The organism is Terasakiella pusilla DSM 6293 (assembly GCF_000688235.1).
Lineage (GTDB): Bacteria > Pseudomonadota > Alphaproteobacteria > Rhodospirillales > Terasakiellaceae > Terasakiella > Terasakiella pusilla.
Genome location: NZ_JHYO01000007.1, coordinates 74,054 through 87,275 on the forward strand (window position 1 = coordinate 74,054; position 13,222 = coordinate 87,275).

The 13,222-nt window shown below is 47.7% G+C and carries 10 protein-coding genes; 7 read left to right on the forward strand and 3 right to left on the reverse strand.

Translation table 11 applies throughout. The features are described from left to right. Window positions 1-59 precede the first annotated feature (59 nt). Genes lepB through era form a run of 3 tightly spaced genes read left to right on the forward strand, consistent with a single transcriptional unit; the run spans window position 60 to window position 2,377 of the window. Entirely contained in the window at window positions 60-764 is a 705-nt protein-coding gene (lepB, locus tag Q397_RS0106345) for a signal peptidase I (RefSeq protein ID WP_028878695.1), read from the forward strand. 3 nt (window positions 765-767) lie between these two features. Further along, window positions 768-1,466 (forward strand): ribonuclease III, encoded by a 699-nt coding sequence (gene rnc / locus Q397_RS0106350; protein ID WP_028878696.1) that lies wholly within the window; start codon window positions 768-770, stop codon window positions 1,464-1,466. Continuing rightward, window positions 1,463-2,377 carry a GTPase Era gene (gene era, locus Q397_RS0106355; protein WP_028878697.1) on the forward strand — a complete coding sequence of 305 codons (915 nt, stop codon included), beginning with the start codon at window positions 1,463-1,465 and terminating at the stop codon, window positions 2,375-2,377. Before rnc ends, era begins: the two co-directional genes overlap by 4 nt. 36 nt (window positions 2,378-2,413) lie before the next feature. Here era and Q397_RS0106360 read toward each other — a convergent pair whose 3' ends face one another. Together Q397_RS0106360 and Q397_RS0106365 are read right to left on the reverse strand one after the other, a co-directional pair. Next, entirely contained in the window at window positions 2,414-2,770 is a 357-nt protein-coding gene (locus tag Q397_RS0106360) for a hypothetical protein (RefSeq protein WP_028878698.1), read from the reverse strand. Window positions 2,771-2,774: 4 nt separating this feature from the next. Beyond that, window positions 2,775-4,976 carry a tetratricopeptide repeat protein gene (locus Q397_RS0106365; RefSeq protein ID WP_028878699.1) on the reverse strand — a complete coding sequence of 734 codons (2,202 nt, stop codon included), beginning with the start codon at window positions 4,974-4,976 and terminating at the stop codon, window positions 2,775-2,777. 98 nt (window positions 4,977-5,074) lie between these two features. On the opposite strand from Q397_RS0106365, the gene recO reads away from it, so the two are divergent. From recO to Q397_RS23930, 4 genes are all read left to right on the forward strand, one after another. Continuing rightward, window positions 5,075-5,791 carry a DNA repair protein RecO gene (gene recO / locus Q397_RS0106370; protein WP_028878700.1) on the forward strand — a complete coding sequence of 239 codons (717 nt, stop codon included), beginning with the start codon at window positions 5,075-5,077 and terminating at the stop codon, window positions 5,789-5,791. 55 nt (window positions 5,792-5,846) lie between these two features. Then, complete coding sequence (parC, locus tag Q397_RS0106375; protein ID WP_028878701.1) at window positions 5,847-8,078, forward strand: DNA topoisomerase IV subunit A; 2,232 nt, start codon at window positions 5,847-5,849, stop codon at window positions 8,076-8,078. A 125-nt stretch (window positions 8,079-8,203) separates the two neighbouring features. Then, a complete protein-coding gene (gene bioB / locus Q397_RS21370) occupies window positions 8,204-9,214 on the forward strand; it encodes a biotin synthase BioB (RefSeq protein WP_417782401.1) in 1,011 nt (336 codons plus the stop codon). Window positions 9,215-9,563: 349 nt separating this feature from the next. Beyond that, window positions 9,564-11,531 (forward strand): methyl-accepting chemotaxis protein, encoded by a 1,968-nt coding sequence (locus tag Q397_RS23930; RefSeq protein WP_051609775.1) that lies wholly within the window; start codon window positions 9,564-9,566, stop codon window positions 11,529-11,531. A 119-nt stretch (window positions 11,532-11,650) separates the two neighbouring features. Here Q397_RS23930 and Q397_RS0106390 read toward each other — a convergent pair whose 3' ends face one another. Further along, on the reverse strand, window positions 11,651-13,222 hold the full coding sequence (locus tag Q397_RS0106390; protein ID WP_028878702.1) for a TRAP transporter large permease: 1,572 nt from the start codon (window positions 13,220-13,222) through the stop codon (window positions 11,651-11,653).

Sequence of the window (13,222 nt, forward strand, 5' to 3'; positions counted from 1 at the left end):
GGTGATAAGATTCGATTCATCTTGTCCGTTAAAATTTAACTCAAAACAAAAGCTTATCCATGGATACGATTAAAACTATTTTTTGGGCCATTATTCTGGCCTTGGGCATTCGCACCGTTGCATATGAACCCTTCAATATTCCCTCAGGCTCAATGAAGCCGACACTCCTGATCGGTGATTACCTCTTCGTATCCAAGTTCTCTTACGGGTATAGCACGTATTCTCTGCCATTTGGCGTCAACCTGTTTGACGATCGTATCCTGTCTTCAGAACCCAAGCGTGGTGATGTCGCTGTCTTTAAATTGCCCAGTGACCCCTCTGTCGACTATATCAAGCGTATCGTTGGTCTACCGGGCGACAAAATTCAAGTGATTGACAGCATCCTTCACATCAACGGTAAAGCCGTAGAGCGCGAACTGGTCGGTGATTTTGTCACCCGCACCCGTGATGGCAGCATTCACCGTTCCAACCGGTATGTTGAAACGTTACCGTCAGGCCTGAAACACTATATCCTTGAAAACTCCGACAACTTAAACCCGATGGACAATACGCAAGTCTATAACGTGCCCCCGGGACATTACTTCATGATGGGTGACAACCGCGATAACTCCCGCGATAGTCGCTACCTGAACGAAGTCGGCTTTGTACCTGCTAAAAACCTTGTTGGACGCGCGGAATTCCTGTTCTACTCCAAAGACACTTTAGAGCCGATCTGGGATTTGTCTTCTATTCGCTTTGATCGCCTCTTTACAGGTATTGAATAATAGATGAGTGCAGCTAACCCTTCAAAGCTGGAAGAAACACTTGGCTATCGCTTTAAAGACAAGGACCGGCTGAAGCTGGCCCTTGTCCATGCCAGCACCCACAAACGCAAAAAAGACGGTCAGGCCATCGACAACGAACGCCTTGAATTTTTAGGTGATCGTGTCCTTGGCCTTGTCATTGCAGATCTGCTTCTCCGACGCTTTCCAAAGGATAAGGAAGGTGATTTGGCCCGCCGTCATACAGCCTTGGTCAGAAAAGAAGCTTTGGCCCGTGTCGCCAAACAGATCAACCTTGGAAGCTATATCGACATGCTGGAGGCAGAAGCTGTGGCAGGCGGGCGTGAAAACCCTGCCATTCTGTCAAATGCCTGTGAAGCCGTGATTGCTGCCCTCTATCTTGATGGCGGGCTGGAAACAGCACAAAAATTTATCCATACTTTTTGGCATGACATGGTCGCAGAAGACCCGACACCACCACAAGATAATAAGACCGCCCTGCAAGAATGGGCACAGGGCAGGGGCTTACCCTTACCACTTTACAAAATCGTCTCACAGGAAGGCCCCGCACATGCGCCTGTCTTTGAGATCGAAGTTATGGTAAAAAATCATACGCCTCATCGCGCACAAGGTACCTCCAAGAGACAGGCTGAACAAGCCGCGGCAGGGGCCTTGCTTAAAACCGTCTTGGAAATGAAACTATGAACGACCTAAACGACCTATCGACACAACGCGCCGGCTTTGTTGCTTTTGTTGGTGCTCCAAATGCCGGTAAATCAACTGCCATCAACTATATGGTCGGCACCAAAGTCTCCATTGTCTCCCCTAAAGTACAAACGACACGAACACGTGTTCTAGGGATTATGATGAAAGACCACAGCCAAATCATCTTTGTCGATACCCCTGGTATTTTTGCGCCAAAACGCCGCCTTGATCGAGCGATGGTTGCCGCGGCATGGGGCGGGGCTGCCGATGCCGATTTTATCGTTGTTTTGGTAGATGCCAAACGCGGGATCTGCAAGGAAACTCGCAACATTATCGATACACTTAAGGACCAAAAGCGCAAAGCCATTCTGATCCTTAATAAAATTGATCTTGTCGAAAAAGGTGCCTTGCTGGAACTAGCCCACACCCTAAATGAAGAAGAAATCTTCACCGATACCTTCATGGTCTCTGCCAAAAAAGGCGATGGTCTGGATCACTTTGTTGATTTCATCGCAGGCAAGTTACCACAGGGGCCATGGCTTTTCCCTGAAGATCAGGTGTCCGATATGCCGGAACGTTTGCTCGCAGCTGAGATCACTCGCGAGCAGCTATACCTAAAACTTCGCCAAGAACTGCCGTACTCAACCACGGTTGAAACGGAGACCTGGGAAGAAAAACAGGACGGGTCCATTAAGATCGAACAAGTGGTCTATGTGGCCCGCGATGGCCAAAAGAAAATCATTCTCGGCAAAGGCGGTCAACAGATCAAGGCGATTGGTGCCAATGCCCGTAGAGAATTGGAAGAGATTATGGACTGTCGTGTCCACCTGTTCCTCTTCGTGAAAGTCCGTGACAAATGGGGCGATGACCCAGAGCGCTTCAGCTACTGGGGACTGGATTACAACGCATAAAGTTAAGGCCATATCAGATGATATGGCCTTTTTTATTTAGCTATTTTTCTTGAGCTCGTCGTTAAACTCAAGCACCTTTTCAGCAATCGTTTCAGCAAACACATCATCGCCAGTAAATTTGATCATCTCATTTACCGCTTTGATTTTTTTATCTTTCAAGATTTTGCCGCTTTTTTCGTTGTATGTCACATCGAAGTCCATATCCAGCTCGTCAGAAAACAAAGCCAGCCACGTGATATGCGGCTCAAGATTATGCTCAACGCTGACAAAAAGATTCCCGTTATCCTCGTCCGTGACCTGAATGCGATGCTCCTCGGTGCACAGCAGCCCTTCTTCACCGAGCTTCTTACGTAGCTTTTTGATCACAAAATCTACAGGCGTCTGACGTCCCACAATCTTATCCTTTGTTTTTCAGTTTAAGTTCTTCCAGCTCTTGGCCTAGACGCGCAAACACATCTGCCCATTCGCCCGGTTCTGACTGACGATATATAGTCATAGACGGATACCAATGACAAGCAACACCTGCGCCCCCCTTGGGGGTCCCCCAACGCCAATCGACGGCATAGGGCAAAACCATCCACACGCGCTTCCCCATCGCACCCGCAAGATGAGCGACCGCACTGTCACATGTAATAACAAGATCAAGACATTGAATTAAAGCTGCCGTATCCGCAAAATCTACAAGATCCGCCCCATAATTTTTAACGACCTTTGATAATTGAGGATCATTCAAAACATCGCTACCATCCCCAACTTGCAAACCGAAAAAATCCAACCCACGCATATAGAACAAGCGGGAAAACGGCCAAATCCCCGGGGAGCGCCGCGTATCTTTACGATAACTTCGAGAGCCCTGCCAAACGAGCCCAACACTTAAGCCCTTGCTATCCGCAGAAACCCGTTGCTGCCATTGCTGCACATCTCTCTTATCCGCGCTCAAATAGGGCCTAAAGAACGGGAGTTCTTTTCGGGAGTTAACCCCCAAAATCAAAGGAAGGCTGTTTAACGAGGCCATAAACTCACAACGCGGCGGGTTCGTTCCCTCGTGGATAACCCCAGAGACACCTTTGATTGACGAAAACAATCGCGCGAGGTCTTTTTGACAATAGATATAAACATCTTTAGCACGCTCAAGCACCATGGGGACAAAGCGGATAAATTGAATAGCCTCGCTGACACTGCCTTCAGCAAAGAGAACAAGACGTTTATCGGACAGGTTTTGCCCTGACCAAACGGCGGCATTACATTGAGCCTTAGATAATAACGGCTTGTAAGTCGCAAGCTTCTTTCGGGCCTCATAGGCCGGCCAGCCTTCTTCCCAACGCCCCGCCTGCAACAAAATCTGCCCTAATCTAAATTCAATTCCCTTGTCTTTAAGGTTAAGGCTTTGCGCTTCCCGGATATAGTGAACAGCATGATCCAGTTCCAGATTATCCTGATAAGCTAAGGCAATTTCCAACAGAGGTTTCCATTCAGTTGGCGCAAGGCGAACAGCTTTCAAAAGAACATCAATTGCATCATTTAAGTGATCATCTTCACGCAACAACACCCCGAGTGCACAAAGACATTGCCAATCCGTCCCGTCTATTTGTACAGCTTTTTGGCAACTTTCATGGGCATCCGTCAAACGCCCCAAAGCCAGCAAGGCCAGACCACGCTGGGCATAGGCAAGGGCAAAAGAAGGGTTGTTTTCAATAGCTCGATCGTAACTCAAGACGGCGCCATCAAACTCACCACGTTGACTTAAACAATCGCCCATCAGGAAATAGGTGTCCGCATTGTTCGGATGTAACTTAGCTTCACGATAAAGCGCAGACATGGCCCCATCATAGTCATTCAACTGAATGAGTTTATTTGCGACCTTTACATGGAAGTCTGCACGGTCCGCACTAAAGCGCGATGCTGCCTCAAAATGTTGTGTCGCCTCCTGCACCTTGCCGGACGCTGCAACCAAAAGCGCATACAGAAAATGCGCATCGGCAAAATCGCTTTTCAAACTCAGCGCTTGTCGGACATGCTTTCGGGCGATATCACGATCCCCGAGTCTTGCCTCTATCGCGGCGGCTCGATAATAGGCTTCATACGACTCTGCCCATCGTTCAATGATGTCCAGATACTGTTTCAGAGCCTTTTTAACATCGCCGCTACGTTCTAATATTTGTGCGCGCCCGATATGGAACCTCACATCGCCGGGAGCCAATTGCGCCGCTTTTTCATAGGCTTCATCTGCACGATCTACATACCCAACAAGTGTGAGAATTTCTCCCAGCTTTCCATAATAGGCCGCATTATCTGGCTCCGACAAAATCGCGCGTTCAATCATTGCGATCGCATCGTCTTTAAGCCCACGTTCAAAAGCCGCAACACCTAGCAGGTAATTCGCATCCGCATGATCTGGATATTTGCGCAAAATACCACTGTAAATCTGAACAGCCTTTTCCATCTTGCCTTTTTTATGAGCGCGAATGGCCGCGGCAAGGGATAGGGAAACACTAATCGGGGCAGGCGGAGAGGGCGATTTATTCTCTTCAGAATCAATCCCTTCAACAGATCGTTCATTTTCTTGCGCTTGTTCACCCAAGCTGGAAAATGCTGACACGCCGACACCCTCATTTTTGTGTTTCTTAAAAATTAGCTTCCATCATATGAAATCATAGGCCATCTTCCCAAGAGTTTTTTGATTTAATTTGGCTTTTCATGATCTGGACCGACCTTGGTATTGTTCTCACGACCCGCAAACATGGGGAAAGCGCTGTTATTGCAACGTTTTTAACACGCGAACACGGGCGGACCAGCGGGCTGATCCGTGGCGGGGCAGGGAAAAAGCTATCCGCACACCTCCAACCCGGCAACCTTCTGCGCCTGGAATGGAGAGGACGATTAGAAGAACACCTCGGGACAATCCTGATTGAACCCGAAGAAAGCTTCAGCGCCAACGCCATGACCAACCGCGATAAACTCGCAAACCTAAACACCCTTTGTGCGATGGCAGAAGCCTGCCTTCCAGAACGACAGCCTGTTGAAGGTATTTTTGGGGCCAGCCTGATCCTGCTCACGATGTTGGATGAAACACGCCTTTGGCCCGAAATATATCAAAAATGGGAATTAGGTCTTTTAAATGAACTTGGCTATGGACTGGACCTTTCCTCCTGTGCTGCAACAGGACAGAACGGTGATTTAATTTATATTTCCCCCAAAACCGGGCGGGCGGTCAGCCGTCATGCGGGGGAACCTTTTAAAAACAAGCTGTTCCCTTTGCCATACCATCTGCTAGTAGACGAGGTTAAGCCCACTAAAAGTGACCTTTTATGCGTTTTTGAGATCACAGAGCACTTCCTCACCCGTCATGTTTTGGCACCTGTTGGAAAGAAGATTCCAATGGTACGAAAGCGTTTTATTGACCGATTGAAATAGATCGCTAAACTAGCGCGCAAACGTTAACGTTCATTTTATTGAGTTTACGACCTACATGTCAGAAAACATTCACGCGGGCGATATCCGCGAAACACGACTAGCCGATGCACTGGGTGAGCGTTATCTCGCCTATTCTGTTTCAACCATTAAATCACGTGCACTACCAGATGTGCGAGACGGTCTAAAACCGGTTCACCGCCGCCTTTTATTTGCCATGCGACAGTTGAAACTGGACCCTCAAAAAGGCTTTAAAAAATGTGCCCGTGTGGTCGGGGACGTGATCGGTAAGTATCACCCGCATGGTGACAGTTCTGTTTACGAAGCCATGGTCCGACTGGCACAAGAATTTGCAGTACGATATCCCCTTGTAGATGGACAGGGGAATTTCGGTAACATTGATGGCGATAATGCGGCTGCCATGCGTTATACCGAGGCGCGCCTCACAGAAGTCGCCATGGCATTGCTGCGTAATATTGATGAAGACGCCGTAGACTTTCGCGAAACCTATGACGGTGAAGAGCAAGAACCCATCGTCCTGCCTGCAGCCTTTCCAAATCTGCTCGCAAATGGATCCAGCGGGATTGCGGTGGGGATGGCCACCAACATTCCACCACACAACGCAGGCGAGCTGTGTGACGGCTTACTCCATCTGATTAAGCACCCGAATGCAAGTATCGATAAACTCGTCGAACTGATCCCCGGTCCTGACTTCCCCACAGGCGGTGTGCTTGTTGAAGATCGCGCAAGCATCATCAACACCTACAGCAAAGGGAAGGGTGCTTTCCGGCTGCGGGCAAAATGGGAAAAGGAAGAACTTTCCCATGGCATGTATCAGATCGTTGTCAGTGATATTCCGTATCAGGTTCAAAAGTCCAAGCTGATTGAAAAGGTCGCGGAACTTCTCATTGCGAAAAAATTGCCCCTGCTCGCAGATATCCGTGACGAGTCAGCTGAAGAAGTCCGCATCGTTATCGAACCGCGCAACCGCACGGTCGAGCCGGAAGTCTTGATGGAGCAACTTTTCAAACTCACAGAACTGGAAATCCGGTTTAACCTGAACCTAAACGTTCTGGATGCGGACCAAACCCCGCGTGTTATGGATTTGCGGGAAGTTTTACAAGCCTTCCTTGATCACCGTCGTAACGTTTTGGTTCGCCGATCCAAGTTCCGTCTTGAGAAGATTGACCGCCGTCTGGAAATTCTCGAAGGCTATCTAATTGCCTTCCTCAATCTAGATGAAGTCATTCGCATCATCCGCGAAGAAGATCACCCCCGTCAGGAATTGATGAAGACGTTTAACCTGACAGAAGTACAGGCAGAAGCCATTCTCAACATGCGCTTGCGCTCTTTGCGTAAGCTCGAAGAAATGGAACTGAAATCCGAGCACGACGAACTGAGTAAAGAGCGCGAGGGCCTGCAACAACTGTTGGCTGACGAAGGGCTGCAATGGACCAACATTGCAAACGAAATCCGCGAAACCAAAAAGCAATTTGGTCAGAAAACCGAGCTGGGCGCACGACGGACAAGCTTCGGTGATGCCCCGAGTGCAGATATCGTTAACTTTGAATCCTTTATCGAACGCGAACCTGTCACTGTTGTTTGTTCCAAAATGGGCTGGATCAGAGCGTTCAAAGGTCACAACAACGATGAAAGTGCAATCAAATACAAAGATGGCGACGAAGCACGTTTCGTCCTCAAAGGCTATACCACAGACAAACTGTTAGCCTTTACCAGTAACGGGCGCTTCTTCACCATTGGCTGTGACAAACTGCCACCGGGGCGGGGACATGGTGAGCCAGTCCGTCTCATGGTCGATATCGGCAATGAAAACGACATCATAGACATGTTCGTTCATGTCCCTGAACGAAAACTGCTTGTTGCCTCAAGCGCAGGTCGTGGTTTTGCGATTGAGGAAGAAAGTGTTGTTGCCCAGACTAAAAACGGCAAACAGGTTCTAAACCTACAAGATAAAGAGAAAGCAAAGACCTGTATTCCACTGACAGGGGATGCCGTTGCCGTGGTTGGTGACAACCGCAAACTCCTGATCTTTAAGGTCGAAGAATTGCCGGACATGAACCGTGGCCGTGGCGTAATCTTGCAGAAATACCGCGATGGCGGCATGTCTGACGTCATGAGCTTTAATCTGGAAGACGGTATTTCCTGGCAAATGGGCGGCGGCAGTGACCGTACACGCACGGTTACAGACCTGTTGCCATGGATTGGAAAACGGGCAGGGGCAGGACGTCTGGCGCCAAACGGTTTCCCGAGAAATAACAAGTTTTCATAAAAACAACGACTTATAAAACCCTAAAAGATAAATCGGTATTCAAATGCCGATTTATCTTGAATCTTTCCTGAAGCTCGCGTATTTATTTTGTTAAATAACGTGGTGCGCCACTCAGGTATTATAGAATGAAGATAGAACCAATGACCTCTCAAATTTCAGCTACACCAAGAAATGACTGGACTGTTGAAGAAGTCGAAGCCCTGTTTGCTTTGCCCTTTAACGACCTGCTTTTCCATGCACAGTCGGTTCACCGTCAAAATTTTGATCCGAACAAAGTTCAACTCAGCACCCTGTTAAACATTAAAACAGGTGGTTGTGCAGAAGATTGTAACTACTGTTCACAAAGTGCCCACAATGGCGCTGACCTGAAGGCATCAAAGATGATCCCGACAAATGAGGTCATCGAGGCAGCTAAGGCTGCTAAAGACGGCGGTGCGACCCGTTTCTGTATGGGGGCAGCTTGGAGCTCCCCTAAAGACCGTGACATGCCGGAAATCATCAACATGGTGAAATCCGTCAAGTCTTTGGGGATGGATACCTGCATGACATTGGGCATGTTGTCCGACGAACAAACCGCACAATTGAAAGAGGCTGGTCTGGACTATTACAACCACAACCTCGACACGTCACGGGAATATTACGACAAAGTTGTCACGACACGTACCTATGATGATCGTCTTGCCACACTGGACCGCTGCCGTGACAAAGGCATCAAACTATGCACAGGCGGCATCATTGGCATGGGTGAAACACAAAAAGACCGTGCCTCCATGATGGTCACGTTGGCAAACCTGCCGAAGCACCCGGAAAGTATTCCGATCAACATGCTGATCCCGATTGAGGGAACACCATTTGAAGCAAAAGCAAAAATTGACCATTTCGATTTTGTCCGCACCATCGCAGTTGCCCGTATCGTAATGCCTGCATCTTATGTCCGTCTGTCTGCGGGCCGCGAAGAAATGAGCGAAGAGTTGCAATCCCTCTGCTTCTTTGCCGGGGCAAACTCAATGTTCTACGGTGACAAGTTGCTCACCGCTGGTAACCAAGGCGTATCTGATGACCAGAACATGTTCGCTAAATTAGGGATTACACCTGAAGAACATCGGGAAGGTAAACCTATGCTCCAAGCAGTATAGGGCAAACGACCAAAAATTCCCAAAAGGCCGGTGTGTAATATCACCGGCCTTTTTTGTTTGCCTGCGATTCTTTACTATTTTTTACAATCTGATGTTTTTAATAATTACAATATTTCAAAACTAAAGAAATTTTAGTCTTAAAAAAATCTATGATTTAAAAAAAATGCAACAATATATCTCTTAGTTTTTTTTCACAAAAGGATACGTGTATTCACCTATAGTAAATAGGATCCGATATCAGTGACGGCATGATGCACCGTCAAAGGTACTGTGTTTTGGGAAAACAGAGAGACCGTATCAACCCTAGACTATTTGCCGATAAAATAATAAGGCAAAGACTGAGAGACTTATGAAACATATCTTTAAAAACGTCCCAATTAGCTGGCAGATAGGGGTTATTTCACTTATCTCACTGGTTGCTTTAGTTATCGTACAAGGGATCAACAGCTATCAAGGCCACATCATCAAAGATGCCGAAGTACAAAAAGAGAAAATTCAGCAGACGGCCTTAGCGGTCGACCTTATCAGTTCAACTTTCATGCAATCACGCATCGTTGAAAAACAATTTTTATATAATCTCGATATTGAAGGTGTAGAAGCCCATAAAGCGCTTCAAACAAAGATCAACGAACAACAAAAAGCGCTATTAGAAAACCCTCTCTTCCAAAATAATGAAGAAGCGACAGCAGAACTTCAGAATTTCACCAAGACATATGAATATTATGCGATGAAATTCGATAAGGTTGCTGAAAATGCGATCAAAATCGGACTAGACCCCAAGAGTGGGCTGCGCGGTGATATGCGAAATCATAGTATATTGATCAACGGCGTAATGGCCGGCATCAACAGTCAGGAAGTTATTAGCGTTCTGACCGATATGCAACTTAAGACCAGCCAGTTTCTTTTGGAAAACAATAAACGTGTGATCAAACGCGTATCTTATCTCGGCAAGAACCTCAAAAAGCTTGTAACAGCCGCTGACCCCGCTGAACTGGAGCAACTTCTTGAGGCAATAGACCTTTACACTCAAACATTCAATGAACTCGCCATTCTACGGCTAACGAACATTGATGAAATTTCTGCAATGGATGAACTGTATCGCCAAGCCCTTCCCCTAAAGCAAAAATTGGAAGATCGCATGCATACAGAAATTCAGCTTGTAACGGATCGGGCAGAAACAGCGGAAGCTCAAGTTGGGGCGATTGTAATTGGAACGATTGTTGCTGCCTTGATCATTACCATTCTTCTCTCTCTATACATCACCCGTATGATCAACTTACCGATCTCCAGCCTCAAAGACACAATGGGCGAACTCACCAACGGCAATCTGGATGCACATGTTTATGGTCTTGATTACAAAAACGTCATTGGTGAAATGGCAAATGCGATCAACATCTTTAAAGAAAATGCCATTCAGGTGAAAAAACTACAAGATGAACAGAAAGAAGAAGATGCGATTAAAGAAAAACGCGCACAGACGATTGATAAACTGCTGAAAATTTTCAATGAAGAGTCGACAAAGTCGCTAGATATTGTGAGCACCTCTGCCAAAATGATGTCCAGCAGCTCACAAGAACTGTCCAACATTGCCCGCAAGACCACGCAGGAAGTCGAACAAGCGGCACTGGCAACCGACAAGACGTCCCAGAACGTAGAAACCGTCTCTGCGGCCACCAACGAGCTCTCCGCCTCTGCCGCCTCTATCCATGAGCAAATCAACCAGTCTACAGAAATCGGTCAAACGGCTGTCGAACAAGCCAGTATAACAAATGACCTTATTCTCGGCCTGTCTCAATCCGTTGAAGAAATTGGAAAGGTTGTTGATTTGATCAACGACATTGCCGATCAAACAAACATGCTGGCCCTCAATGCCACGATTGAGGCTGCGCGGGCAGGGGAAGCGGGGAAAGGCTTTGCCGTTGTCGCCGGCGAAGTGAAAAATCTAGCCGTACAAACGGGCGAAGCAACCAGTCAGATTTCTGTTCAAATTAACCAAATTCAGGACAAGACCACCGATGCTGTGGATGCGATTCAAAACATCTCCAACGTCATCAATCAGATTAGTCAAGCGTCCGCTTCCATTGCAGCTGCCATGGAACAACAACAGGCGGCAACTGACGAGATTGCCCGTAGCGTCCATACTGCCGCAGATGGGACCAGAGAAGTTTCTGCCAACGTTGAAAACGTCAATGAAGGTGCGTCCCTGACCGAACAGACAGCGGTTGAAGTCAATCGGGCTGCTGATGAAGTTAACAAACAAACCGAAGAACTGAAGGAAAAGGTTCACACCTTCCTTGACAATATACGGATTGCTTAACTCTAATCCGTGCCAGAATAAGTCTATACTCTGTCAATTTGTTTCAGGACGAGTCACTCAACAAAAAAAGGCCGGACGTTTCATCGTCCGGCCTTTTATGTATCTGGATAAAACCTGTCTTATCCAAAGATTACCGTCGGCAACCATGTTGCCAAACCGGGGAAGATCGCCAGAAGAAGCAAACCAATCATCTGAATAACAATGAAAGGCAATACCCCTTTGTAAATCTGCATCGTCGACACCGACTTCGGTGCAACACCACGCAAATAGAACAAGGCGAAACCAAACGGTGGTGTCAGGAAGGATGTTTGCAAGTTCATCGCCATCATCACGCCCAACCAGACCGGGTTCAGGTCCATCATCAACAAGACTGGCGCCACAATCGGCACGACCACAAAAGTGATCTCGATAAAGTCGAGGAAGAACCCCAGGAAAAACATCACCAGCATCACCACGATCATGGCACCAACAACGCCACCCGGCAGATCCGAGAGCATTTCGTGAACCATATCGTCACCGCCAAGCCCACGGAAAACGAGGGAAAAGACAGATGCACCGATCAGGATAACGAATACCATGGACGTAATATCCATCGTTGAGCGACATACATTCTGAAGAATTTCTACGTCATATACACGCTTCAACGCGACAAAAACACCATAGGCCAAAACCAACCCACAGGCAGAAACAGCACCGATCCCGATCATATTGGAGAGTGTTGTTTCATCCATATTGACGCGCAGGTCCATTGTGTTTGTCAAAATCAACATGACAACAAGGGCCAAGCCGGCAGCATAGAACGGAACACCATGGCTCTCATCCTGACGCAAGCCCGCTAGCAAGATCGCACCAATAGAACCAACAGCAGCCGCCTCAGTCGGTGTGGCAACACCAGCCAAGATTGACCCCAACACCGCAACAATCAATACGATCGGCGGGATCAAAGCATGGGCAATCCGCTTACCAAGACCTTCAACATTCAGCTCTTCCTCAGGGATGGGAGGAGATGTTTCCGGCTTCAACCACGCGACTAAAAGCTGATAAAGGATATACATCCCAACCAACCCCAGCCCCGGGATCAAGGCGCCCGCAAACAAATCACCGACAGAAACAGGTTCCGGCGAGAAATTGCCCAACGCACGCTGTGCATCAGAATAAGCGTTTGAAATCTGGTCACCCAGTAAAACAAGAACGATGGATGGCGGTATGATCTGCCCCAACGTCCCCGCCGCACAAATGGAACCACAAGCAAGGGAAGGGTTGTAGCCACGTTTCAACATTGTTGGAAGCGATAACAGCCCCATGGTAACAACCGTAGCACCAACGATACCGGTAGAGGCCGCAAGCAAAGCACCAACGATGGAAACGGAAATACCCAAACCACCGCGCATGGAGCCAAACAGCATGCCCATACTATCCAGCAATTCTTCTGCCACTTTAGAGCGCTCAAGCATCACGCCCATAAAGATAAAGAGGGGGACGGCGATCAAGACTTCATTCGTCATCGCGTTCCCGAAAATACGGGATGGCAAGGCGCCAAACAAACCCCAGTTAAAGACATCTAGTGCAACGCCAAGGGCTGCAAAAAAGATACTTGTCCCCGCCAGCGTAAAGGCCACAGGGAAGCCAAACATCAAGAAGCCACAAGTCACCGCAAACATGGTGATGCACAAAATTTCAGCAATAAGCAT